At 68.1% G+C, this 22726-nt stretch carries 24 protein-coding genes; 16 read left to right on the top strand and 8 right to left on the bottom strand.

Annotated features, from left to right (window positions below; all coding sequences use genetic code 11):
- Positions 1 to 9 precede the first annotated feature (9 nt).
- Positions 10 to 1821, bottom strand: coding sequence for a GGDEF domain-containing protein (locus V7D81_RS01210; RefSeq protein ID WP_324313943.1), 1812 nt, complete (start codon positions 1819 to 1821; stop codon positions 10 to 12).
- A 208-nt stretch (positions 1822 to 2029) separates the two neighbouring features.
- Here V7D81_RS01210 and V7D81_RS01205 point away from each other — a divergent pair, with 208 nt between their 5' ends.
- Together V7D81_RS01205 and V7D81_RS01200 are read left to right on the top strand one after the other, a co-directional pair.
- On the top strand, positions 2030 to 2920 hold the full coding sequence (locus V7D81_RS01205; protein ID WP_324313942.1) for a flagellin N-terminal helical domain-containing protein: 891 nt from the start codon (positions 2030 to 2032) through the stop codon (positions 2918 to 2920).
- A gap of 106 nt (positions 2921 to 3026) precedes the next feature.
- Positions 3027 to 4007 (top strand): hypothetical protein, encoded by a 981-nt coding sequence (locus tag V7D81_RS01200; protein ID WP_324313940.1) that lies wholly within the window; start codon positions 3027 to 3029, stop codon positions 4005 to 4007.
- 8 nt (positions 4008 to 4015) lie between these two features.
- On the opposite strand, the gene V7D81_RS01195 is transcribed toward V7D81_RS01200, so the two are convergent.
- The 7 genes from V7D81_RS01195 to V7D81_RS01165 all read right to left on the bottom strand — a co-directional run bounded on the left by V7D81_RS01195 (position 4016) and on the right by V7D81_RS01165 (position 10390).
- Positions 4016 to 6100, bottom strand: a complete 2085-nt coding sequence (locus tag V7D81_RS01195; protein WP_324313939.1) for a flagellar biosynthesis protein FlhA — start codon at positions 6098 to 6100, stop codon at positions 4016 to 4018.
- A 7-nt stretch (positions 6101 to 6107) separates the two neighbouring features.
- Positions 6108 to 7235 carry a flagellar type III secretion system protein FlhB gene (gene flhB, locus V7D81_RS01190; RefSeq protein WP_324313938.1) on the bottom strand — a complete coding sequence of 376 codons (1128 nt, stop codon included), beginning with the start codon at positions 7233 to 7235 and terminating at the stop codon, positions 6108 to 6110.
- Between the two features lie 10 nt (positions 7236 to 7245).
- On the bottom strand, positions 7246 to 8010 hold the full coding sequence (gene fliR / locus V7D81_RS01185) for a flagellar biosynthetic protein FliR (protein WP_324313937.1): 765 nt from the start codon (positions 8008 to 8010) through the stop codon (positions 7246 to 7248).
- Between the two features lie 21 nt (positions 8011 to 8031).
- Positions 8032 to 8304, bottom strand: coding sequence for a flagellar biosynthesis protein FliQ (gene fliQ / locus V7D81_RS01180; protein ID WP_324313936.1), 273 nt, complete (start codon positions 8302 to 8304; stop codon positions 8032 to 8034).
- A gap of 28 nt (positions 8305 to 8332) precedes the next feature.
- Positions 8333 to 9037, bottom strand: a complete 705-nt coding sequence (gene fliP / locus V7D81_RS01175; RefSeq protein ID WP_442958326.1) for a flagellar type III secretion system pore protein FliP — start codon at positions 9035 to 9037, stop codon at positions 8333 to 8335.
- Between the two features lie 77 nt (positions 9038 to 9114).
- Positions 9115 to 9501, bottom strand: a complete 387-nt coding sequence (locus V7D81_RS01170; protein WP_324313934.1) for a FliM/FliN family flagellar motor switch protein — start codon at positions 9499 to 9501, stop codon at positions 9115 to 9117.
- Between the two features lie 4 nt (positions 9502 to 9505).
- Positions 9506 to 10390, bottom strand: coding sequence for a FliM/FliN family flagellar motor C-terminal domain-containing protein (locus V7D81_RS01165; RefSeq protein ID WP_324313933.1), 885 nt, complete (start codon positions 10388 to 10390; stop codon positions 9506 to 9508).
- A gap of 440 nt (positions 10391 to 10830) precedes the next feature.
- Here V7D81_RS01165 and V7D81_RS01160 point away from each other — a divergent pair, with 440 nt between their 5' ends.
- The 14 genes from V7D81_RS01160 (at position 10831) to V7D81_RS01095 (ending at position 22708) form a co-directional block, all read left to right on the top strand.
- Positions 10831 to 11163: a flagellar hook-basal body complex protein FliE gene (locus tag V7D81_RS01160; RefSeq protein ID WP_324313932.1), complete on the top strand. Its 333-nt coding sequence runs from the start codon at positions 10831 to 10833 to the stop codon at positions 11161 to 11163.
- Positions 11164 to 11193: 30 nt separating this feature from the next.
- Positions 11194 to 12870 carry a flagellar basal-body MS-ring/collar protein FliF gene (fliF, locus tag V7D81_RS01155; RefSeq protein ID WP_324314020.1) on the top strand — a complete coding sequence of 559 codons (1677 nt, stop codon included), beginning with the start codon at positions 11194 to 11196 and terminating at the stop codon, positions 12868 to 12870.
- Positions 12854 to 13876, top strand: a complete 1023-nt coding sequence (locus V7D81_RS01150) for a FliG C-terminal domain-containing protein (protein WP_324313931.1) — start codon at positions 12854 to 12856, stop codon at positions 13874 to 13876. The genes fliF and V7D81_RS01150 overlap by 17 nt, the downstream gene beginning before the upstream one ends.
- The gene (gene fliH, locus V7D81_RS01145; protein WP_324313930.1) at positions 13873 to 14598 is read left to right on the top strand and encodes a flagellar assembly protein FliH; all 726 of its coding nucleotides are present in this window, start codon (positions 13873 to 13875) and stop codon (positions 14596 to 14598) included. The genes V7D81_RS01150 and fliH overlap by 4 nt, the downstream gene beginning before the upstream one ends.
- Positions 14595 to 15905, top strand: coding sequence for a flagellar protein export ATPase FliI (fliI, locus tag V7D81_RS01140; protein ID WP_324313929.1), 1311 nt, complete (start codon positions 14595 to 14597; stop codon positions 15903 to 15905). The genes fliH and fliI overlap by 4 nt, the downstream gene beginning before the upstream one ends.
- Positions 15902 to 16342: a flagellar FliJ family protein gene (locus V7D81_RS01135; RefSeq protein WP_324313927.1), complete on the top strand. Its 441-nt coding sequence runs from the start codon at positions 15902 to 15904 to the stop codon at positions 16340 to 16342. The genes fliI and V7D81_RS01135 overlap by 4 nt, the downstream gene beginning before the upstream one ends.
- A 96-nt stretch (positions 16343 to 16438) precedes the next feature.
- On the top strand, positions 16439 to 17800 hold the full coding sequence (fliD, locus tag V7D81_RS01130) for a flagellar filament capping protein FliD (protein ID WP_324313926.1): 1362 nt from the start codon (positions 16439 to 16441) through the stop codon (positions 17798 to 17800).
- A 16-nt stretch (positions 17801 to 17816) separates the two neighbouring features.
- Positions 17817 to 18203, top strand: a complete 387-nt coding sequence (gene fliS, locus V7D81_RS01125; protein ID WP_324313923.1) for a flagellar export chaperone FliS — start codon at positions 17817 to 17819, stop codon at positions 18201 to 18203.
- A complete protein-coding gene (locus tag V7D81_RS01120) occupies positions 18196 to 18504 on the top strand; it encodes a hypothetical protein (protein WP_324313921.1) in 309 nt (102 codons plus the stop codon). Before fliS ends, V7D81_RS01120 begins: the two co-directional genes overlap by 8 nt.
- Positions 18501 to 19529, top strand: a complete 1029-nt coding sequence (locus V7D81_RS01115) for a flagellar hook-length control protein FliK (protein WP_324313919.1) — start codon at positions 18501 to 18503, stop codon at positions 19527 to 19529. Before V7D81_RS01120 ends, V7D81_RS01115 begins: the two co-directional genes overlap by 4 nt.
- 4 nt (positions 19530 to 19533) lie before the next feature.
- Positions 19534 to 20007 carry a flagellar basal body-associated FliL family protein gene (locus V7D81_RS01110; protein ID WP_324313918.1) on the top strand — a complete coding sequence of 158 codons (474 nt, stop codon included), beginning with the start codon at positions 19534 to 19536 and terminating at the stop codon, positions 20005 to 20007.
- Between the two features lie 2 nt (positions 20008 to 20009).
- Positions 20010 to 20750 carry a FliA/WhiG family RNA polymerase sigma factor gene (locus V7D81_RS01105; protein ID WP_324313917.1) on the top strand — a complete coding sequence of 247 codons (741 nt, stop codon included), beginning with the start codon at positions 20010 to 20012 and terminating at the stop codon, positions 20748 to 20750.
- A 25-nt stretch (positions 20751 to 20775) separates the two neighbouring features.
- On the top strand, positions 20776 to 21723 hold the full coding sequence (gene motA, locus V7D81_RS01100) for a flagellar motor stator protein MotA (RefSeq protein ID WP_324313915.1): 948 nt from the start codon (positions 20776 to 20778) through the stop codon (positions 21721 to 21723).
- On the top strand, positions 21707 to 22708 hold the full coding sequence (locus V7D81_RS01095) for a flagellar motor protein MotB (RefSeq protein ID WP_324313914.1): 1002 nt from the start codon (positions 21707 to 21709) through the stop codon (positions 22706 to 22708). The genes motA and V7D81_RS01095 overlap by 17 nt, the downstream gene beginning before the upstream one ends.
- The last annotated feature ends 18 nt before the right edge of the window (positions 22709 to 22726 follow it).

Here is a 22726-nt window from a genome sequence, read left to right as displayed (position 1 = left end):
CAGCCCGACCTACGGCTGCAGGCCGCTCTTGCGGCTGGCTTCCCAGGCGCCCGTATCGGCCGACCACAGGCCGTGGGTGAGATTGACGCCGTTCCGGCCGCTGTTCTTGATCTGGTACATGGCGGCGTCGGCCTGCGACAGGAGCTGGTCGAGCATGCGTTCCGGATCCTGCATCGGGCTGGTGGGCTCGCCCAGGACGATCAGGCCGATGCTGACGCTGATGCTCAGGCGGCGCGCGTCGCGGCCTTCGACGGCGATGGCGGCAATGGCCGTGCGCAGGCGTTCGACCAGCGCCAGCGCCGCTTCCGCCGTGGTGCGCGGCATGAGCACGACGAACTCCTCGCCGCCGTAGCGGCACACGAGATCGCTGACGCGACTGTTGCTGCGCACCGCGTCGGCGATGGCGCGCAGCACTTCGTCGCCCACGGCGTGACCGTGCTGATCGTTGATGGCCTTGAAATGGTCGACGTCGAACAGCACCAGCGCGATGGGTTCGCGGTGACGCATGGCCTGCGCCACCGTCTGCATGGCCTGGCTCATGAACGCGCGCCGGTTGAGCAGTCCGGTGAGATGGTCCTCGTGGGCGAACTGCAGCAGCCGCTCCCGGCTTGCTTCGAGTTCGCGCGTGCGCTCGGCGACCTTCTGTTCCAGCGAGTGCTGCAGATGCAGCAGTTCCTGTCGTTGTCGCCAGACGCGGATCGTGTACACGCCGAGCGCCGAGACGGCGAAGATGCTCAGTCCCCACTGCGCCGTGCGTCCCGTCCAGGGAATGAAGCCGTGCGCACTCGCCATGTCGACGAGCAGCGCAACGAAGATCGCGAACAGGCCGCCGACGGTGAGGCAGCCTTCGGGCGTCACCGGCCGCAGGCGCAGCACACCCTCGATCAGCAGGACCGTCATCAGCACGATCAGCAGCACATCGAAAGGCGGGTAGGCATTCACGAAACTCAACTGTCCCGTTGCCGAGAGCAGCATGACGCCGATGGCATAGGCCAGCGATACAGACAGCACGGCGTAAGCGCTGCGCGGCGGCGATCTGCGGAACGCCGCCAGCATCACGCAGGCCACGAGCCCGGGGACGACGAAATAGGTATACGCGGCGATCTGTCGCCACAGCAGCGGCGTGAACGCGACCAGCTGGCTCAGTTCGTTCTCGGCGAACATCATCAAGGCCAGATCGAATGACAGCAGCGCCGTTGCCCACGCCATCAGGCGGTCGCGCTTGGCGAGGCCGAGGCACAGGCAGATGAGTCCGACGACGAACACGAACGCCGTGAACACGATACCCATGAAGCCGCGACCGTAGACCCATTGCTGCAGCAGGTCGGCGCGCTCGCCGAGCATGATCGTGCCGGCGAGTCCGATGTCTTCGTAATCGGAGAAGACGCGGAAATAGAGCGGCTGCCCCAGACTCTCGTGCGGCACGCGGATGAGATGCCAGGGCCAGCCGGCAAAGCGGCCGCGACCGGAAGCGTCGATGTCGCCGTATTGATAAAGGAGTCGTCCGCTGCCGTCGAACACCTGGGCATTGATGTCGATGCTGCTGACGAACAGGTGCGGATCGCGCCACTCGCCCTGCGGCAGCTCGAGCTTCAGCCAGAGGATTTCGTGACCCTGGTGGTCTCCCGGATCACCGGGCGAGGGTATTGCCTGCCAGTTCGCATCGTCGGGTTGCCAGACGCCGGAACCGGCGGCGCGCGGCGGATCGTCCCAGTGATAGGACCAGCGACCGTCGAGGGCGGTAGGTTCCTCGGCATGCGCTGCAGGAACGATCCATTCAAACAGCAGGAATAAGAAGAGAAGCGGCAGGGGCCGGAGCAATTTCGACGTGACCGTGTGTGCGCGGGGTGCGCCCGATTATTAGGGAGTCGCGCCACCGTGTCGAACTGTGAATCGCATCCCATTCCCGGCCCGGTTTCCGCCGCGGGTCCGATTTAAGGCCGCTGTCGCGGCCGTCGCCTTGTGTTGTCGAGGGCGCGAAATATCCAGACGGTGTCGCTCCCGCCATCAACCACAGGAGTTTCTTGAAATGCTCAGTCTTCACACCAATGCCGCGGCACTGTCCTCGCAGAACGCCGTCGGCAGCACGCAGAAAGCCCTCACGACCTCGCTGACCCGCCTGGGCACCGGCTATCGCGTCAACTCGGCGATGGACGATGCCGCCGGTCTGCAGATCGCGGTTCGCCTGAATGCGCAGACGCGCGGCATGGCCGTGGCGCAGAAGAACACCCAGAACGGCATCTCCATGATGCAGACGGCCGAAGGCGCGTTCACGGAACTGACCAACGTGCTGCTGCGCATGAAGGATCTCGCCACCGAAGCCTTCAACGCCTCCACCACGGCCGACGACAAGACGGCGCTGCAGGCGGAATTCGACGCGCTGGGCCAGGAACTCAACAACATCATGCGCACGACGTCGTTCGGCGGCCAGAACCTGTTCAGCGACGGCACGGAGACCGACGGCACCGGCGGTCTGCTGTCCACCGCGCTCACGTTCCAGATCGGCGCCAGCGCCGCCGAGACGATGGAAATCGACACGGAGACCAGCCTCGGCGATCTGGCAACGGCCCTGGATGCGGTCGGTGCGCAGTACGGCACGCCGGACAACGCGACCCCGGGCGACGAACTGACGGCGGCTGCGGCCACGAACGCCGTCATCACGGACATCAACGACGCCATTACCGCCGTCGGCACGGTGCGCGCGCAGCTCGGTGCGGCCTCCAACCGTCTCGAACACGTGTACAACAACCTCGGCAACATGATCACGAACACGACCGCTTCGCGCGGCCGCATCCTGGACGTGGACTACGCTGCCGAAACGTCGAACTCGACTGCCAAGCAGTTGCTGATGCAGGCCGGCACCTCGGCCCTGAAGCAGAGCAGCAGCCTGTCGCAGCTCGTGATCTCGCTGATGCAGTAAGGCCCGCTGTGGAGTCGCCGTGGCATGACGGGCGACGATTCTGCAACGACTTCCGGAGCCGGCCGCGTCGAGCGGCTGGCTCTTTTCATTTGTGCGCCGTGAGTTCATGAAGCTCGAACGCATCTCCGCCCTCGTGCAGGCGCGGCCGCTCCAGGGCCGACATGACCGGTTGCCGGCGCCGGGCGAGTCGCTGCTGCTGACGTACGGCGAGGCGGCGGGCGACGGTCATCTGGCGACGCTCAGCAACGGCATGACGCTGCGGGTTCCCGTGCCGGCGCAGTGGCAGCGCAGCCTGCAAGCCGGCGATGCGTTGCGCGTGCGTGTGCTGGCGAACGAACCGGTACTGGAACTCGAAGTGGAAGCGGGCCCGATCCGCAGCGGCGCGTCCGCGGCCCGCGTTCAGGAGGAGGGCGCCGCCGCCGTGACGCGACAGGCGGCCATGCGTCTGGACCAGGCGGCGCTGCGCCAGATGGCGTGGCAGGCGCCGGATGCGGCCGCGCTGGCGCAGTCGTGGCGCGACCTCGCGCTGGCTCGCTGGGGCGCACGCCTGTCGGTGCAGTCGGCGGTCACGATGATGGGCCCGGCGCCGTTTCGCGAGCCGGCCGCCGTAGCGCCGCCGGCGTCGCCGCTCAACTACTGGCTGTTTCCCGTCTATGCCTGGGGCGGCGTGCAGGTGCTGCTCGGACTGGTGCGGACCGAAGAGCATGCGCGCCGGCAGCGCCAGCGCGGATTGCGCGGACCGGTGTTGTGCGTGGAGTTCGCGCCGCAGGCGCTCGGGCCGGTGGTGGTGCGGGTGCAATGGCTGCCCGGCGGCATCGATCTGGAGATCGCGCTGGCGCGTTCGCACGCCGCGCAGCCGGTGCGCAACGCCTTGTCGCGCATCGTGCAGGCGCTGGAGCGCGCCGGCGTGCGGCTCACGCAGTTGCGGCTCGTGTGCGGTGAAACGCAGATCGCGCGGCTCGGCGATCCGCTCGACCAGGGGCCGCAGTCGCACCGCACGGCGCCGCGTTCGTCGCGCGCGCTGTTCCGGACGCTGTCGGAGGCGACCGTGGTGCTGCTGCAGGTGGTGCCGGCGATCGGGCAGTGATGCGCGCGTCAGCCCAGCGAGCCGATGATGCTGACCTCGCGCTGTTCCGGGATCTCGTTGTACGACAGCACGGCCAGGCCCGGCGCGAACAGGCGCGCATAGCGCGACAGCAGCGGCCGGATTTGCGGCATCACGAGCAGCAGCGGCGCGGCGCCCTGCTGCTTCATCTGTTCGCGCGCCACCGGCATGTTGGTCTGCAGCTGCGACAGCAGGTTCGGATCGACGGGATAGTTGTCGAGCGCGATCCTGTTCCCCTGCTGGCCGGCCTGGTTGAGCGAACCGAGCAGCATGTTCTCCAGTTCGCCGCTCAGGTTGAACGCCTTCATCTGGTTCGACGCCCCGATGAGCGAGGCCACGATCTGCCGGCGCAACGCGCAGCGCACTTCGGCGGCCAGCAGGATCGGATCCTTGGTGGTCTCGGCGCTTTCCAGCAGCGTCGTGGCGATCGGCACGATGTCCTTCAGCGAGACGTGTTCCGTGAGCAGCAGGCGGAACACCTTCAGCAGCTGGCTATGCGTGAGCGCCTTCTCCAGCGCCGCCGCGAGTTTCGGCGACAGCGCAGTGAGCCGTTCGATCAGCGCCGACACGTCTTCGTGGCGCAGCAGTTCCGGAAGATGGTCGCGCACCAGTTTCGCGACGTGGGTCGCGATCACGCTGGCGGCGTCGACGACCTGGTAGCCCAGCCCCAGCGCATTGGCGCGATCTTCCGTGGCGATCCACCACACCGGCATGCCATAGGCGGGCTCGGTGCCGGGAATGCCGTCGAGTTCGCCGTAGACCTGCGCCGAGGCGATGGCCATGAGCCGATCGGGGAACACCTCGGCCTGGGCGATGCTCGTGCCGTGCAGCAGCACGCTGTAGTGCGAGGGCTTCAGCGCAAGATCGTCGCGCGCCGCGATCGGCGGCAACAGGATGCCCATGGATTCGCTGAGGGTCTGGCGCACGCCGCGCAGGCGTTTGCCGAGCGCCGCGCCCTGCGACGGGTCCAGCAGCGCGGCGAGCTTGTAGCCCACCGCAACCGACATCGGTTCCACGAACGGCAGGCTGCGCCAGTCGAGTTCCGGCGCCGGCTGTGTCAGCAGGGCCGCTTCCGCGGCCACTTCGGCCGCAGGTTGCGCGGGTTTGCGATCCATGCGCCATGCCGCGAAGGCGAGCACGGCGGCAAAGGCCAGGAAGGTCAGCCACGGCATGCCGGGAATCAGCCCCAGCACCAGCATCATGCCGGCCGCGCCGTACAGCACGCCGGGCGATGCCAGCATCTGCGCGCTGACCTGCTGCTCGAAATCGCCCGAATCGCTGACGCGCGTGACGACGATGGCGGCGGCGGCGGCCAGCAGCAGCGCCGGGATCTGCGCCACCAGGCCGTCGCCGATCGTCAGCAGCGCGTACAGGCGGAAGGCGTCGCCGAACGACAGATCGTGCATCACCGCGCCGATCGCCACGCCGCCGATCAAATTGATCACCAGGACCAGGATGCCGGCGATGGCGTCGCCGCGCACGAACTTGGAGGCGCCGTCCATCGCGCCGTAGAAGTCGGCTTCCGAGGCCACTTCGCGCCGTCGCGCCTGCGCCTTCTCCTGATTGATCAAGCCGGCGTTGAGATCGGCGTCGATTGCCATCTGCTTGCCGGGCAGTGCATCGAGCGTGAAGCGCGCGGACACTTCGGAGATGCGCTCGGCGCCTTTCGTCACCACCACGAAGTTGATGATCATCAGGATGACGAACACCACCAGGCCGACGACGAAGTTGCCGCCGATCACGACATTGCCGAACGCCTCGATGACGTCGCCCGCGGCATGCGTGCCTTCATGACCGTGCAGCAGCACCACGCGCGTCGAGGCCACGTTCAGCGTCAGGCGCATCAGCGTGGCGGCCAGGATCACCGTCGGGAACACGGCGAAGTCCAGCGGCCGGCGGCTGGTCACGGCGACCAGCACGACGATCAGCGCCAGCACGATGTTGAACGTGAACAGCACGTCCAGCACCAGCGGCGGCAGCGGCAGGATGATCATGCCGACGAGGGCGAGCAGGAACAGCGGCGCCGCTGCGCGGTGACGGCGCAGTTCGGTGATCGCGCGGGTGAATGCGTTCATGGTGAGGTCACGTCAGGTGATCGGGAACGGCCAGGTCCGACGGCAGGTCCGGCTGCGAGCGGCGGCGTCCGTTGCGGAACGCCTTGATCTGCAGCACGTAGCCGAGCACGCGCGCCACTGCCTGATAGAGCGCGGCCGGAATCTGCTGGTTGACCTGGCTGGTGTTGTAGATGGCGCGCGCCAGCGGCGGCAGCGGCACGATCTCGACGCCGTGGCCCGTCGCGATCTGGCGGATGTAGAGCGCCATCTCGTCGATGCCCTTGGCGATGACGAATGGCGCGGCGGCGCGCTTCTCGTCGTACTTGAGCGCCACGGCGTAGTGTTCCGGATTGACGATGACGACGTCCGCGGTGGGGATCGTCTTGCGCATGCCGCGCCGGGCCATCTGCGTCTGCAACTGGCGGATGCGCTGACGCACCTCGGGGCGGCCTTCGTTGCTCTTGTGCTCTTCCTTCACTTCGCGCTTGCTCATGCGCTGGTCGCGCAGGAAGACGAACGACTGCACCGGCAGATCGATGAGGGCGAAACCGATGAACACCGCGCACAACGCCATCACGCCATCGAGCATGAGCTGCGCCGCGGCGTACAGCGCCTGGTCCAGCGGCAGCGACTGCAGCCGCAGGTAGTCATCGACGCTGCCGCGGGCCATGTAGTAGAGCACCGCCAGCAGCGCCGCCGCCTTGAGCGCGGCGGTGACTGTCTCCACGACGTGCTTCATCTTGAAGATGCGCTTGAAGTACGACATCGGACTGACGCGCTCCAGTTTCGGCGCGAGCGGCGCTGCGCTCATGATCCAGCCGCCCGGATACATCGAGGCGATGCCGACGATCACCGGCACCGCAAACAGCGGCAGCACCATTTTCACGATGAGCATCATGGTGGTGGCGAACAATGCCGAGTTGGCCGTCTCCAGATCGCCCGGGGCGCCGAGCAGCGGCGCGAAGCTGCGGGCGAACAGCAGGCGCAGATCCTCCAGATAGCCGGGTGTCAGCATCACGATCAACTGCAGGCACACGAAGATGCCGACCGCGGTGGCCCAGTCGCGCGAGCGGGCGACCTGGCCCTTCTCGCGGCCCTTGCGCAGTTTCTGCGCCGAGGCTTTTTCGCTCTTGTCGTCGTTCGACTGTTCCGACATGAGGCGCCGCCTAGTGCATTCCCTGCCGCAGCATTTCCAGCACCTGCCGGGTCATGCGGACGTAGTGTTCCGGCACCGAGCGCACGATGTGGCCGAGCATGTACAGCCCGAACACGGTCACGGCGGAGAAGCCGAGCGCATACAGATTGAGCGCCGGCGCGACGCGGTTGAGGAAGCCGAAGCCCAGCTGCACCACCAGCGCGGAGAAGATCACCGGAATGGCCAGCAGCAGCGCGGCGGAGAATACCCAGGCGACGTTGTAGGCGACGCTCTGCAGCGTGACGAAGTCCACGCCGCCGCCGACCGGCCAGGCGCGGAAGCTCGCGCCGACGACGCCGGCCAGCACCAGGTGGCCGTCGATGGAAAAGAACACGAAGATGCACAGGACGTACAGCAGCGCCGACACCACGTCCGAGGAAGTGCCGCTCATCGGATCGTTCATCACGGCCATCGACAGTCCCATCTGCGAGGAGACCATGAAGCCCAGCACCATGATGATGGCCACGGTCAGATGGAACGCCAGCCCGATGCCGAAGCCGATCAGCGCCTGTTCCGCCGTGAGCAGCAGCGCATGCATGGACAACGGCTCGACCGCGACGGGCGCCACCGTCGGCATCAGCACGACGGCCAGCGCCAGCGACAGCAGCACGCGCACGCTGACCGGCACCATGTTCTCGCCGATGATCGGCGCCGCGCTGAACATGCCCAGCACGCGGCAGAACGGCCACCACAGCATCGTGAGCAGGGAAGGCAGCTGCTGTAGCGCAAGTTCCATGTCGTGCATCCGTCCCGCCGGTCAGCCGACCAGGGTGGGCGCCTGCCGGAAGACCTGCACGCAGAAGTCCATCAGCAGGCCGGCGAGCCAGTGGCCCGCCAGCGCAATCGCCAGCAGCGTCATCATCAGGCGCGGCAGGAAGCTCAGCGTCTGTTCGTTGATCTGCGTCGCGGCCTGGAACAGGCCGACCAGCAGGCCGACGATCATGCCCGGCACGACCAGCACGGCCACCATCACCATGACCAGGCGCATGCAGTGACTGATGAGATCGACGGCGATGTCCGACGTGAGCATGAGTGGATTTCCGCGCGCGCGTGCGTCGCTAATAGACCTGGATGCTGGTGACCAGCGTATGCACCGTGAGCGTCCAGCCATCCACCAGCACGAACAGCAGCAGCTTCAGCGGCAGCGAGATGACCAGCGGCGAGAGCATCATCATGCCCATCGCCATCAGCACCGATGACACCACCAGGTCGATGACCAGGAAGGGAATGAACAGCATGCAGCCGATCTGGAAGGCGGTCTTCAGTTCGCTCAGCACGAAGGCCGCGAGCTTGACCAGGAAGGCGTGATCGGCGGGATCGGCGACCGGGCCTTCGCCGGCCAGTTGTGAAATCTGCGCCAGCGCGCCCTTGTGCGTCTGGGCGAGCATGAAGCGCGACAGCGGCGCTTCGGCCAGCTTCAGCGCCTCCTGCAAGCCGATCTGTTCCTGATCGTAGGGCACCAGCGCCTGCGTCCAGATCTGCTCGCCGACCGGGCGCATGACCAGCAGCGTCAGGATCAGCGCCACGCCGGTGACGATGCGGTTCGGCAGGCCCTGCTGCAGGCCGAGCGCCTGGCGCAGCAGCGCCAGGATGATCACGAAACGCGTGAAGCTGGTCATCATCAGCATCATCATGGGCAGCAGCCCGAGCAGCGTCATGATGACCAGCACCTGCATCTTGACGGTGAACTCGGTGGTCGTGCCGTCGCTGGTGGCGCCGACGATGCTGATCGGCGCCGCGATGCCGGCCTCCGGCCACAGCAGCACGCCGAGCGCGGCCGCCACCGCGACCAGGCAGGTCACGATGCGGCAGCTGCGGACGTTGCGCAGGCCGCAGATCGTCACGTGAGCGAACCCAAGTCCAGATCGCTCAGTTCAAGCACCTTGAGGCCGTAGTTCTCGCCGCTCACCACCACCTCGGCGCGGCCGATGGGCGTGCCGTTCACCTTGATGATCAGCGGCTGGCCGGCGAGCGTGTCGAGTTCGATCACGCTGTTGGGTTCGATGGCGGCGAGTTCCTGCAGCGAGAGGCGTGTGGAACCGACCTCGAGCGTCAGCGTCACCGGAATCCTGCGCATCATCTGCGCGAAATCGCGGCGCGGCGGCGCGACGGGCGGTGCCGGCGGCGCGACGACCGCTTCGTCCAGCGGGTCCGGCAGATCGGTCAGCAGATTGTCGGGCAGGTTGTCCGGCCGGTTGTCGGGCAGGGGGGCATCGGTCAGGTTCACGGGCTTACTCCACGTCTTCGAAACAGGTGAGACACAGCTTCCCCTTGTTCTCGGCGACGCTCGCCGTGAACAGGCGCGAGTCGCCGATCAGCACGTCGCTCGTGCCGAGCGTGATGGGGATGACGTCGCCGATGCGCAGATCCAGCAACGTCCCGAGCGGCATCTGCTTCTCGAGCACCCGTGCATCGAGCGTCAGCTGCAGTCGTGCGGGCAGGGGTTGTGCCGGCGTGCCGGCGGCGGTGCGCGACTTGCCGCGTTCGCGGTCGGGCGCGAGTCCGCGCAGCAGGCGGGCGATCCAGTGTTCGTCGAGCCGGAACCAGAGCGTGCCGTCGATGCGATGCACGCGCTCGCTCACGCGGACGCGCAGGGTCCAGGCGTCGTCCGGCAACGCCGCGGCGCTCGGCGAGAATTCGTGTCGCGGCGCGTTCGCGCCGGCAGCGGCGTCCGGCTGCAGCGCTTCGATCGCGGCGGCAGCGGCGCTGGTCAACTGATGACCCAGGCGCGATGCCAGGCGTTCTTCGGTCGCCGTTTCCGGTTCGTTCGCATCGTCGCTCGCATCGCTGCCGGCGGGCAGCGCCGTCGGTTGCACGCCGTAGCGATACGCGAGGATGCACAGCAGCACGCTGCGATCGGCGGCGAACGACATGCGGCCGGCGTGGGCGCCGAAGCTCAGCCAGCGCGGCGTCGCGGGTGCCTTCGTGGTCTCGACCGTGACTTCGCCGATCTCGAACTGCGAGCGATAGCGGCGGTTGAACCACTGCTGGAACAGCCCGCTCAGGTCCTTGCGGAAACGATCGGTGTATCTGCCGAGCAGATGCACCGGCCGGCCCATGGTGCGCGGATCGAGCACCTGGTAGGGCCGCGCAGCCGTGCGTGTGATCGTGTCCATGGTGATGAAGCGGCTCGCGTGAATGTGTCGACGTTCCCGTGTATCGGGGGCGACGCGAAAATCTTTATCGCCGGAGAAAAATTTGTAGCGCGAATTTTTTTTCGCTGCGGCGACGTCGATGAAATTTCTTAGGCGGCTCTGCGTGAAGCTACGTAGTGGCGCGCGTGAAAGATGAGGAAGATGCGCGCAGCAGTTTCAGGGGGAACCCTGCATCGTCGTTTGCGCAAGCCGGGTGATGCAGGCAATCGTCGTGAAGGGATTGCATTAAAAACCGGCGTGCGGGAGCACTGCCTATCAGATTCGAATTGCGTGCCTCAATGCCGGTGTCTCCATGTCGATACGCTCCCTCGGGTCAGGCTGACCGTGCTGCTCGCACTCTGCGAGTCGCCGCCATGCCGCGCCGTACCAACTGTCGAAGCGAGGCCGATATGGGAAATGGAATGGAAGCGTCGATCGCCGCACTGCAGACGCGCATCGACGGCGATGCGCGCTCCCTGTCACTGCCGCAGATCCAGCCCGGCCTTGCAGGCGAACGGTTTCAGGACGGCGCCGGCAGCGATTTCGCTGCGGGCCTGCGCCAGATCATCGACGGCGTGAACGAACAGGACCGGGCCGCCGGCGAAAAGATGGCGGCCGTCGACAGCGGCCGCAGCGATGACCTGGTCGGCGCGATGCTGGCCAGTCAGCAGGCGAGCCTCTCCTTCACGATGCTCATGCAGGCGCGCAACAAGATCGTTGGCGCGATGGAAGACCTGATCAAGCTGCAGCTCTAGGCCGCGACTGGAGTCACGCACTTGTCTGCGATGTTCAAATCATTGCTGGCGCGGCTGCGCCCCGCCGATGCGGCGGTGCTGCCCGTCGCCCCGGGCCCCGGCATTCTGCGCAGCCTGCTGCCCATCGCGCTGCTGGCGGTGGGCATCACCGTGCTGGTGCTGATGTTCATGTGGCGCGAACAGGCGTCGTACAAGCCGCTGTTCGGCGCGCGCGAGCGCGTGTCGGCGTCGGACATGATGGCGGTGCTCGACGGCGCCGGCATCGGCTACCGGGTGCATCCGGACAGCGGGCAGGTGCTCGTGCCGGAAAGCCGGCTCGGCGAAGTGCGCATGCTGCTCGCCGCGAAAGGCGTGGTCGCGAAACTTCCCGCCGGCCTGGAACTGATGGACGGCAACGATCCGCTCGGCGTCAGCCAGTTCGTGCAGGACGTGCGTTTCCGGCGCGGTCTCGAAGGCGAACTCGCGCAGAGCATCATGTCGCTGGAAGCGGTCGACACGGCGCGCGTGCACGTCTCCGTGGCGCGCACTTCGTCGTTCGTCGTCACGGGCGGCGAGAAGAGTTCCGCCTCGGTGGTGCTCACGCTCAAGCCCGGACGGCGGCTCGAAGACGAACAGATCGCCGCCATCGTGAACATGGTGGCGGGCAGCACCGCGGGCCTCGATCCGACGCGGGTGACCCTGGTCGACCAGGCGGGACACCTGCTCTCGGCGCGCGTCGATCTGAGCGAGGGTTACGAAGCCGGGCAGGGCAACGACGCCGCCCGTCATTTCGAAGAAGCCACGCGCCGCAACGTTCGCGATCTGCTGGCGCCGGTGCTCGGCGAGGAGAACCTGCGCGTCAGCATCACCGCGGACGTCGACAACGACCGCGTCAGGGAAACGCACGAACGCTACGGCGACGCGCCGAAGGTCACCAGCGAAGCGCTGCGCGAGGAACTGGACCGCGATCCGCTGGCGCTGGGCGTGCCCGGCTCGCTGAGCAACCGCCCGGTGGCGGTGGCCGCGGCGCAGGCCGCGGAGAACGGCGATGCGGCCAGCAGCGCACAGAAGAATGCCTCGACGCGGCAGTACGCCTACGACCGCAGCATCATGCAGATCCAGCGCAGCCGCAGCCGCCTGCGCAAATTGAACGTGGCCGTCGTGCTGAACAGCGCGGCGGCGCCCGGCGGCGCGGCCTCGTGGAGCGCGGCGCAGCTCGCGGACGTGGAACGCATCCTGCGCAGCGGACTGGGCATCGATGCCGCGCGCGGCGACACGCTCGTCGTCTCCACGCTGGCCTTCCCCACGCCGCCGCAACTGCAGCCGTGGTGGCAGCAGCGCGACAACGTCGTCGATTTCAGCCGCTGGATTCTGTATGCGCTGACGGCGCTGCTGGCGTTCTTCTTGGTGCTGCGTCCGATGATGAAGCTGGCGCAGCAGCGCCTGGCGCTGCCGGCGCCGCAACCCACGCCCGTGGAAGCCACCGTCATGGAACCGGCCGTGGCCGCGGCCGCCCTGCCGGGCGGCGCGGCGCCGGAGGCGGCGCAGCTCGCACAGTCGCGCCAGCCGATGCCCGTCGGCCCGCTGCTCGAAGACTACGACCTGCCGCCGCCCGGATCGCCGGTCGACGTCATGGTCGATCACCTGAAGGTGCTCGCGGAGAAGGAACCGGAACGCGTGGCCGAAGTGGTCAAGCAATGGGTGCAGAAGAATGTCCGATCCGAATAACGCCGTCGTCCCCGCCGGTTTCGCCTCGCCGCTGGAGCGGGCCGCGATCGTCCTGCTGAGCATGGGCGAAGCGCCCGCGGCGGCGGTGCTGCGCTGCCTGTCGCGCGAGGAACTGCTGGAAGTGACGCAGGTGATGTCGCGCATCAGCGGCATCAAGGTGGAATCGGTCAAGCATTCGCTGCAGAACTTCTTCGATGACTATCGCGAACAGAGCGGCGTGCACGGCGCGTCGCGTTCGTACCTGAAGCGCTCGCTGGATCTCGCGCTCGGCAGCGACATCGCCAACAGCGTGCTGAACAACATCTACGGCGATGCGATCCGGCCGAAGATGGCGCGGCTGCAGTGGGCGTCGGCGAAATGGCTCGCCGAGCGCATCGGCCACGAACACGTGCGGATGCAGACCGTGTTCCTCGCGTTCCTGCCGCCGGCGCTGGCCGGCGACGTCGTCGCGGCGCTGCCGGTCGAGGGCCGCGAGGTGGTGCTGCTGAACATGGCGCGGCTGAGCGAGATCGATCGCGAGCTGCTGCAGGAACTGGACGAACTGGTCGACCGCTGCCTGGAAAGCCTCGGGCTGCAGAGCGCCAGCGTCGAGGGCATGCGCCAGGTGGCCGAGATCCTCAACCGCGTGCCGCGCGACCGCGCGCGGATGGTCGAGACGCTGCGCGCCCAGGATGCCGCGGTCATGGATGAGATCGAACGGCGCATGTACGACTTCTTCATCCTGTCGCGCCAGACCGAGGCGACGCTGCTGCGGATCATCGAGTCCGTCGCGCTCGATCAATGGGCGGTCGCGCTCAAGGGCGCCGAGCCGCAGTTGCGCGAGGTCATTCTGCGGACCATGCCGCGCCGGCAGGCGCAGGCGTTCGAGGACATGATCCGCCGCGCCGGCCCGGTGCCGCGCAGCCGCATCGAACAGACGCGGCAGGAAATCATGGCGCAGGTGAAGGCGCTCGCCGACAGCGGCGAGATCGAAGTACAGCTCTTTGACGAGGCGGTGATCGAATGAAGTCCTGGCGCACACACCGGTTCATGCCGCTCGCCGAGCTGGTCGGCACCGCCGCCTGGCGCCAGGGCGTGCCGCTGCACCTGTCGCCGCGCGTGCACGCCTCGCTGGCCGATGGATTCCAGCAGGGCGTGGAACGCGGCTATCGCGAAGGACACGAGAGCGGCCTGCGCGAGGGCCGCGCGGAAGGCGCGACGCTCGGCATCGAGGAAGGCCGTCGCGAAGGCGTCGATGCGGGCCGCCGCGAAGTGCGGGCGCACTTCGACACGCTGGCCGCGCCGATCGATTCGCTGTTCTCGAACCTGGAGCGGCTGCAGGCCGACTACCAGACCGCGCTGCGCCGCGAAGTGGTGGACCTGGTCGCGAAGGTCGCGCGCCAGGTGATCCGCTGCGAACTGGCGCTGCAGCCGGCGCAGCTGCTCGCGCTGGTCGACGAAACGCTGGCCACCATGCCGGTCGCGCCGGACAGCGTCATCGAGGTGTATCTCAACGAAGCCGATCTGCAGCGCATCCAGGAGATCGATCACTCGCGCGCCGCGCGCTGGAACCTGCTGGCCGATGCGCGCCTGGAGCCGGGCGAGTGCCGTGTCCGGTCGGGCAGCCACGAAGCCGATGCGGGCTGCCGCCAGCGGCTTGGCGCCTGCATGGAACAGATCACGGCGCAGCTGCTGCCCGAAGAAGGCGAAGCCGGCGTCGCCGCTGCGCCGATGGAGAACGCGGCGTGATCAGCGATCTGCTGCGCCGCCTGGAGATCGATTCGGTGCCGGTCGCCACGCCGACCGGCCGGCTGGTCGGCGCGTCCGGCCTGTTGCTGGAAAGCGTGGGCTGCACGCTGCGCACCGGCCAGCGCTGCAGTGTCGAGACCGGTCACGGCGAGTGGATCGACGCGCAGGTCGTGGGCTTTCGCGGCGACGTCTCCTATCTGATGCCGTTCAAGAAACCCGAAGGCCTCGCCACGGGCGCGCGCGTGCTGCCGCAGCAGGAACGCGAGGCACTGCGCATCGGCCCGTCGTGGCTCGGGCGCATCGTCAATGGACTGGGCGAGGCGGTCGATGGCCGCGGCCGGCTCGGCGGCGAGCACGTGCTCGATCCGCAGCCGCCCCGCGTCAACCCGCTGAAGAAGCGGCCGGTGCACGAGCCGCTCGACGTCGGCGTGCGCGCCATCAACGGCATGCTCACGCTCGGCAAGGGACAGCGCGTCGGACTGATGGCCGGCAGCGGCGTCGGCAAGAGCGTGCTGCTGGGACTGATCACGCGCCAGACGATCGCCGATGTCGTCGTGGTCGGGCTGATCGGCGAACGCAGCCGCGAGGTGCGCGAGTTCATCGACATGTCGCTCGGCGAGGCCGGCTTGCAGCGCGCCGTGGTCGTGATCGCGCCGGCGGACGAATCGCCCCTGATGCGCCTGCGCGCGACCGAGCTGTGTCATTCGATCGCCGTGCATTTCCGCGACCAGGGCCGGGACGTGCTGCTGCTGCTGGATTCGCTGACCCGCTACGCGATGGCGCGGCGCGAGGTCGCGCTGGCGCTCGGCGAACCGCCGGCGACCCGCGGTTATCCGCCGTCGGTGTTCAGCCTGATGCCGCAGCTGGTCGAAACGGCCGGCAATGGCGAACACCCGCACGGCAGCATGAGCGCGATCTACACCGTGCTGGCCGAGGGCGACGATCAGCAGGATCCCGTCGTCGACACGGCGCGCGCCATCCTCGATGGCCACATCGTGCTGACGCGCGAGCTGGCCGAGCGCGGCCACTATCCGGCGATCGACATCGCGCAGTCCATCAGCCGCTGCATGGCGCTGGTGACGAGTCCGGCACACCAGCGGGCCGCGCGCAAACTGAAGGCGCTGGCCGCACGCCACGAGCAGGTGCGCGAGCTGCTGCCGCTGGGCGCCTATGTGGCCGGCGCCGATCCGGCGACGGACCGCGCCGTCGAACTGTTTCCGCGCATCGAAGCCTTCCTCCACCAGGGCACGCGCGAGGCCGCGCCGCTCGACGCCACGGTGACGGCGCTCGAGGAGCTGATGGCATGAGCGGGCATCGCAAGCTGCAACGCCTGGGCCGGCTGGTCGATCTGCGCGAGCGCGAGGTCGAGCGCCTGAGCGCCGAGATGGCGGACAAACGCATCGTGCGCCAGCGCTATCTCGACAATCTCGCGCGGCTGGAACAGTTGTGCGAGAGCAGTGGCCAGAGCGGCGCGCAGGCGCTGTCGCCGACGCTGTCGCTGAACGTCGGCGGCTACAAGCAGGCCGTGATGAAGATGGCCGACGCGCATCGTCTCGATCTGTCGCTGCATGAAGCGCAGATGCAGACCACGCAGCGGCTCATGACGGTCGCGGCGCAACGCCACGAGGCGCTGGACCAGGTGCTGGTGCGCCAGCGTCGCGGCGTGCAGCGCTTCCAGAACGCACGCGAGCAGAAGCGGCAGGACGAACTGGCCGCGCAGGTCTGGTTGAGGGGGCGCAAGTGAACGCGCGCCTGTCATCCACCGATCGATTTCAGCCGGCCGCGATTCCGGTCGCCCTTACAGAGGCAGATCTCTCTTTGCCTCGAACAGGAGGGCGCCATGCCTGATTTCGACCCCGTAACGATCGCCTCGCAGCTGGCGACGGCTTATGTACAGTCTTCGCAGGACCAGATCGCCGCGAGCAAGGCGGCGGCACAGCGCACGGCCACGGGTCTGACAACCCTGCGATCGGCGCTGTCGGCCTTCGACTCGGCCGTTTCCGGCCTCACCTCCGGCAGCAGCGGCATGCGGCAGTTCGGCGCGCAGTTCAGCGCCAGCGGCATCGGCACGGCGACGGCGTCGTCCGGCGCGCAGGCCGGCACGTATTCATTCCACGTCGAGCAGCTCGCGCAGGCGCATCAGGTCGTGTTCGAGGATCTGCCGGCGGTGCCGGTGGCGCTCGGCGGACCGATCACCGTGCAGCTCGGCGACGGCTCCAGCTTCAGCGTCAATCTGGTCGCGGCGGATTCGGACGGCGATGGCTCGATCTCGCAGGCCGAGATCGCGCGCGCCATCAATCAGGCCGAAGACAACGGCGGCAAGGTCACGGCCTCGCTCATGACGGTGGGCGGCGAAACCAGGCTGCTGCTGTCGGCCGCCAGCACCGGCGCCGGCAGCGAGATCACGCTCGATACCAGCGCGCTGCCGGCCGGCGCATTGAAGGATGCGTTCGACGGCGGCCAGGAACTGGTCGCCGCGCGGGACGCCGTCGTGTGGCTCGGCGGGCAGGGCGGCATCCGGCTGCAGCAGGCGTCGAACACGTTCACGGCCATCGAAGGCGTCAGCGTCACCTTCACGCGCGCCATGCAGCCGGCCGAGTCGCCGGTCACGCTGGCGGTCACGGCCGACAGCACGGCCACCGCGGCCAACGTCCAGAAATTCATCGACGCGTACAACACGCTGAAGACCTCGCTCGACAATCTCACCAAGGTGAGCAAGGACGGCGCCACGGCCGCAGGCGCGTTCGCCACCGACGCCGGCGTGCGTGCGCTGCGCTCGCGTCTCAACAGCATCATCCGCCAGGAATTCGGCGGACTGACGCTGGCGGAACTGGGCGTCACGGCGACGCGCACGGGCAGCCTGAGCCTGGACAAGACCCGGCTCGACAAGACGCTGGCCGCCAATCCGACGGCGCTCGAAGACCTGTTCGGCAAGGCGAGCCTGACGCAGCCCACCGGCCTCATCGGCACGCTCGACCGGTACTTCGATGCCTGGCTGAAGAGCGGCTCGGGGCAGATCGCCGGCCGCCAGTCGTCGGTGGAAATCATCCAGAAGCGCCTGACCGAACGTCAGACGCGCCTGGATGCGCAGTACGACAACGTCTACGAGCGCTATCTCAAACAGTTCACGCAGTTGCAGGCCCTGCAGTCGCAGATGGGCCAGACCGCGGGACTGTTCTCGACCATGAGTACTTCAAGTTGATCGAAGCGGGAAGGCCGTGAATCAGGAAGCGTATCTCAGCTATCACTCCGTGAGCCTCGGCTCGCAGGCCGCGCAGGCCTCACCGGTGCAACTGGTGCTGATCCTCACCGATGGCCTGCTCGAAGAGCTGGCCCGCGCACGCGCGCACATCGTCGGCAGACGCTTCGAACTCAAGGCGCGCAGCCTCGATCGCTGCGTCGACATGCTCAACGGCCTGTCCAGCGCGCTCGATTTCGATGCGGGCGGCGAACTGGTGGCGAACCTGGCGCGGCTCTACGAGTACTGCGCGCACCGGCTGCAGGAAGCGGGCTTTCGCATGGACCCGGCGCTGATCGACGAGGTCACGGGCCTGCTGACGACGCTGCGCAGCGGCTGGCAGGGCATGCAGCAGCGGCATGGATAGGCAGCAGCAACTGTCGAGACTGGCGCAGCGGCTGGCGCGCGCGACCGCCGACGGCGACTGGCGCGCCGTGGCCGCGCTCGATCGCGAAGCGGCGGAGCTGCTGCGCGCCGCTTCGCAGCGACCGTGGCTGCTGCAGGAACACGCGGCGCTCGACGCATTGCGCCGGGCGCACGCCGCCGCGCGCGAGCAGTGCGAGCGCGAAGCGGCGCGGCTGGACGGATTGCTGGCGCAGATGCGCTCGCGCAGGGACGGCTGGATGGCGTACGCCATGAGTGACGAACTGGACGAGGTGCCGACATGACGAATCCACTGCTGAACATCACGCCGCCGGCCGGCGGCCGCGCCTTGTTCGCAGCGGGTCCTGCTGCGGCGCCCGCCATCGCCGTTGACACGGCAATGGACGTCGCGCCGGTTGCTGGATTCGGCGCCCTGCTGCGCGGCGCGGAACTGGCGCCCGAACTGCCGGCGGTCGCGACGGACGCAGCGCCGTTCGCCTCCGGAGCGCCTGCGACGGGCGCGCCCGTGTCTTCATGGGCGGGCGACGAACCTGTCGGGCAGCCGGTGGAGGAAGCGTCGGCGGACCTGGCGATCGTCCTGCCGCCGATGCCGCTGGCCGCACCGCTCGTGCGATTCGACGGCGCCGCGGCGATGACGATCGACGCGATGACGATGAAAGAGCATGCGCGGCCCGTGGCCGGTGCCGGACTGCCGGCGGTATCGATGAGCGCACCGGGCAGCGCAGCGCCGGGCGCGGCGATCCCGCTGGCCGCGCTGCAGCCGATGACGACGACCGGTCGCGGCGACACCGCGCAGGACAGCGTTCTGCTGCAGCTCGCATCGCACTCGTACGCGGGCGCGGCGGCGACGCTGGCCGTGTTTGCCGGCGACGCGGCGGGCGCGACCGAAGCGGCCGCTCCCGTCGTGCGCCAGCCGCTCGCGGCGCTGCTGGGCGAGCGCCTGCAGGTGCAGATCGGCCAGCGCAGCGAACACGCCGTCGTGCGCCTCGATCCGCCATCGATGGGCACGATCGAAATCATCATCCGCCAGGAGGCCGGCAGCCTGCACGTGCAGATGCGGGCCAGCAACAGCGACGTGGCGCGCCAGCTGCACGCCATCGGCGAGACGCTGCGCCAGGATCTGGTGCAGCGCCAGCAGGGCGATGTCTCGGTGCAGGTGTCCGATGCCTCGCGCGATGCGGACGGACGGCAGCGGCAGCGTGCGCACACGCCGTGGCGCGACGAGGCGCCGGGGCGGGCATTGAACGAATCGGGCGGTGCGGAGCGCGGCTCCGCCTTCGCCCTGAATGCGGACGTTTCCGCCGGGTAATCTCATGAAGACATCCAGACTCATCATCGTCGTGGCCCTGGTCGGGCTGTTCAGCGTCAGCGCCGGCGGCGCCACCACCTGGTGGATGCTGAAGAACCGGGGCGCGCCGCCCGCGGGCGCGCCGCCGGAAGCCGCGCCGAAGACGGTCACCGATACGCGCGCCTTCAAGTACGTCAGCCTCGAAAAAGTGATCGTGATGCTGCGTAACAAGGCCGGCGAACCGGTCTCGCACTACCTGGCGCTCGACCTGGTGTTCATGACGCCGACCGAATCGGAGCGCGTCACGCGCGATCACCTGCCGCTGCTGCGCAGCGTGACCGTGAAGGAGCTGTCGCAGCTGACGATGGAGACGGCGAGCCACCTGAGCGTCGAGGAGCTGACCGGCAGGATCAACCAGGCGTACCAGCAGACGTATGCGGACGATCCGGCGGGCATGCCGTTTGCGGAAGCGATGATCGGCAAGCTCATCATCGAGTGATCATGAGCGCGGTGTACGCCGAAGCGGACTACGCGGCCTGCGTGCCGCACAACGTCGCCGAGGAGCAGCGCTACCTGCTGGCGTACGTGCCGCTGGTGAAGCGCGTGGTCCGGCAGCTGCTGTCGCAGGCGGGCGGCGCCATGGACCGCGACGACATGCAGCAGGTCGGGCTGGTCGGCCTGCTCGATGCGTTGCGGCGCTACTGGCCGCCCGACGAGAAGTTCGGCTCGTATGCGGCGTTGCGCGTGCGCGGCGCGATCCTGGACGAACTGCGGCGCCAGGACTGGCGGCCGCGCGCGGTGCGCCAGGAAAGCCATCGCACGCGCGATGGCATTCGCGATCTCACGCGCCGGCTGGGCCGCGAGCCCAGCGTTGCGGAGATCCAGCAGGCGCTGGGCCTTTCCGCCGCGGCGTATCGCGACTACGAACTGGCGCAGAACGCGGAGTCGCTGGCGAACTTCGACGAACTGCTGCACGAGATGGACGGCCGCAGCGACGGCGGCGGTTCGCCGGAGACGCAGCTGCTGACCCGGCGCAGCATCGAACAGGCGCTGCAGCGGCTGGACGCACGCGAACAGCGCGTCGTGCAGCTGTACTACGAGTTCGACCTGAGCCTGAAGGAGATCGCGGCCGTGCTGGAGCTGACCGAAGCCCGCGTGTGCCAGATCAACAAGGCGGCGCTGAGGAAGATGCGCGAGACGATGGCCGACGACGGCGGCAAGTGGATGGCGAGTGGCGGATAGCGGCTGAAGCGAGAGCGACAAGGTCATGCAGTCAGTACTGGGTTTCGCAATCATTTTCGGATGCGTGTTCGGCGGCTTCGCGCTGCACGGCGGCGAGCTGGCCGTCATCTGGCAGCCGGTCGAACTCATCATCATCATCGGCGCCGGCGTCGGCGCGATCGTGCTCGGCAATCCGCGCCACGTGCTGGCCGAGATGTGGCTGCAGATCCGCGGCGTCATGCGGCGCAAGACCGCCACGCAGGAATTCCAGCGCCAGCTGCTGCTGCTCATGTACGAACTGCTGCAGCTGGCTGCCGGCGGCCTGAAGGCGCTCGACGCGCACGTGGAGGCGCCGCACGAGAGCGAACTGTTCAAGCGCTATCCGCTGATCCTCGAAGAACCGAAGCTGCTGCACTTCATCGTCGACAACTTCCGTCTCATGGCCATGGGCAAGATCAGCGCGCACGAACTCGAAGGCGTGCTGGAGCAGGAGATCGAATCGGTGTTCGAGGAACTGTCGCAGCCGGCGCGCTCGCTCGCCAAGGTCGGCGAGGCCATGCCGGGCTTCGGCATCCTGGCGGCCGTGCTCGGCATCGTCATGGCGATGCGCACGGTGGCCGATGGCGCCGATTCCGGCGACGTCGCGGTGGCGGTGGCGGCCGCGATGGTCGGCACCTTCATCGGCATCTTCTTCTGCTACGGCATCCTCGATCCGCTCAGCAACATGATGCGGCAGCTGGTGGACGAGGAGCGCAAGACGCTCGAGTCGGTCAAGGTGGTGCTGGTGTCGCAGGTGGCCGGCAAGCCGGCGCTGCTCGCCATCGACACCGGCCGGCGCCTGGTGCAGCTCAACATCCGGCCGAGCTTCGCGCGCCTGGAAGGCTGGATCAACGAACTGGAGAACGCCGACGCGGCGCCGGAAACGCCGCAGCGTCGTGCGACGGACCGGCCGCAGCAGCGGCGCTCGGGAGATCTGCGTGCCCAGCGCGCCTGACAAAGCTGGCCGGCCGGACAAGGCCGGCGAAATCGTGATCCGACGCGTGGTGCGCAAGCACGGCGCCGACGGTCATGGCGGCAGCGCCTGGAAAGTCGCGTTCGCCGACTTCTGCCTGGCGCTGCTCGCGCTGTTCCTGGTGCTGTGGCTGCTCGCGACCCGCGAACAGGAACGCCTGCAGGAATTGCTCAAGACGCCGGGGAGTCTCATCGACGAGGGCCGCGGCCGCCTGATGGACAGCATGGGCGGACCGCGCGGCAGCCTGATTTCGCGCGAGCCCATGCCCAGCCGCGGCGATCAGGTCGCGCGCCGCAGTCTCGCCAGCGGCGACAGCGACCCGGCGGGACCGGGGCAGGGAATCCGCCTGTCGAAGACGCTCTACGAAACGCGCGCCGACATGATGGAACTGGTCGACGTGCTCGATCGCATCAGCGAAAGCGCGGGCCTGAGCGCCAACGTGCATTCATTGATCACGCCCTACGGCCTGCGCGTGCTGCTGCACGACACGGACCGGCGCGGCATGTTCCGGCGCGGCAGCGCCGTGCCGTCCGACGCCTTCGTCAGCCTGCTGCACAGGCTCGGGCCGCTGTTCGATCAGATCGAGAACCAGATGGTGATTTCCGGCCACACCGATTCGCTGCAGTACGCGGAGCGCGGACCCGACGGCATGTCGAACTGGCAGTTGTCCAGCGCGCGCGCCATGGCGGCGCGCACGCACCTGCTCGCCGGCGGCATGCCGTCGCGCAGCGTGCTGCAGGTGGTGGGACTCGCCGACAGCGCGCCGCTCAACCGCGGGGACACGGCGGCGCACGAGAATCGTCGCATCGAACTGCTGATCCTGACGCGCGGCCAGGCGCGCAGCATCAGCGCGATGTTCGGCGCGCCGGGCGAGACGCAGCCGCTGATCGACGGCGCCGACACCAGCCTGCCGGACTACGAAGCGCTGGATGCGCTGCGCAGCCAGGTGACGCCCGGCGGGCGGTGACGTCATGCAAACCAGATC

Source organism: Povalibacter sp. (assembly GCF_036735925.1).
Lineage (GTDB): Bacteria > Pseudomonadota > Gammaproteobacteria > Steroidobacterales > Steroidobacteraceae > Steroidobacter.
The sequence above is the reverse complement of the archived record's forward strand: the minus strand, read 5'-3'. Positions and strand labels throughout refer to the sequence as shown.

Excerpts from the sequence above, each read along its gene's own strand:
- V7D81_RS01205 (WP_324313942.1), top strand. The coding sequence starts at position 2,030 with ATGCTCAGTCTTCACACCAATGCCGCGGCACTGTCCTCGCAGAACGCC.
- V7D81_RS01200 (WP_324313940.1), top strand. The coding sequence starts at position 3,027 with ATGAAGCTCGAACGCATCTCCGCCCTCGTGCAGGCGCGGCCGCTCCAG.
- V7D81_RS01195 (WP_324313939.1), bottom strand. The coding sequence starts at position 6,100 with ATGAACGCATTCACCCGCGCGATCACCGAACTGCGCCGTCACCGCGCA.
- flhB (WP_324313938.1), bottom strand. The coding sequence starts at position 7,235 with ATGTCGGAACAGTCGAACGACGACAAGAGCGAAAAAGCCTCGGCGCAG.
- fliR (WP_324313937.1), bottom strand. The coding sequence starts at position 8,010 with ATGGAACTTGCGCTACAGCAGCTGCCTTCCCTGCTCACGATGCTGTGG.
- fliQ (WP_324313936.1), bottom strand. The coding sequence starts at position 8,304 with ATGCTCACGTCGGACATCGCCGTCGATCTCATCAGTCACTGCATGCGC.
- V7D81_RS01165 (WP_324313933.1), bottom strand. The coding sequence starts at position 10,390 with ATGGACACGATCACACGCACGGCTGCGCGGCCCTACCAGGTGCTCGAT.
- V7D81_RS01160 (WP_324313932.1), top strand. The coding sequence starts at position 10,831 with ATGGAAGCGTCGATCGCCGCACTGCAGACGCGCATCGACGGCGATGCG.
- fliF (WP_324314020.1), top strand. The coding sequence starts at position 11,194 with ATGTTCAAATCATTGCTGGCGCGGCTGCGCCCCGCCGATGCGGCGGTG.
- V7D81_RS01150 (WP_324313931.1), top strand. The coding sequence starts at position 12,854 with ATGTCCGATCCGAATAACGCCGTCGTCCCCGCCGGTTTCGCCTCGCCG.
- fliH (WP_324313930.1), top strand. The coding sequence starts at position 13,873 with ATGAAGTCCTGGCGCACACACCGGTTCATGCCGCTCGCCGAGCTGGTC.
- V7D81_RS01135 (WP_324313927.1), top strand. The coding sequence starts at position 15,902 with ATGAGCGGGCATCGCAAGCTGCAACGCCTGGGCCGGCTGGTCGATCTG.
- fliD (WP_324313926.1), top strand. The coding sequence starts at position 16,439 with ATGCCTGATTTCGACCCCGTAACGATCGCCTCGCAGCTGGCGACGGCT.
- V7D81_RS01120 (WP_324313921.1), top strand. The coding sequence starts at position 18,196 with ATGGATAGGCAGCAGCAACTGTCGAGACTGGCGCAGCGGCTGGCGCGC.
- V7D81_RS01115 (WP_324313919.1), top strand. The coding sequence starts at position 18,501 with ATGACGAATCCACTGCTGAACATCACGCCGCCGGCCGGCGGCCGCGCC.
- V7D81_RS01110 (WP_324313918.1), top strand. The coding sequence starts at position 19,534 with ATGAAGACATCCAGACTCATCATCGTCGTGGCCCTGGTCGGGCTGTTC.
- V7D81_RS01105 (WP_324313917.1), top strand. The coding sequence starts at position 20,010 with ATGAGCGCGGTGTACGCCGAAGCGGACTACGCGGCCTGCGTGCCGCAC.
- motA (WP_324313915.1), top strand. The coding sequence starts at position 20,776 with ATGCAGTCAGTACTGGGTTTCGCAATCATTTTCGGATGCGTGTTCGGC.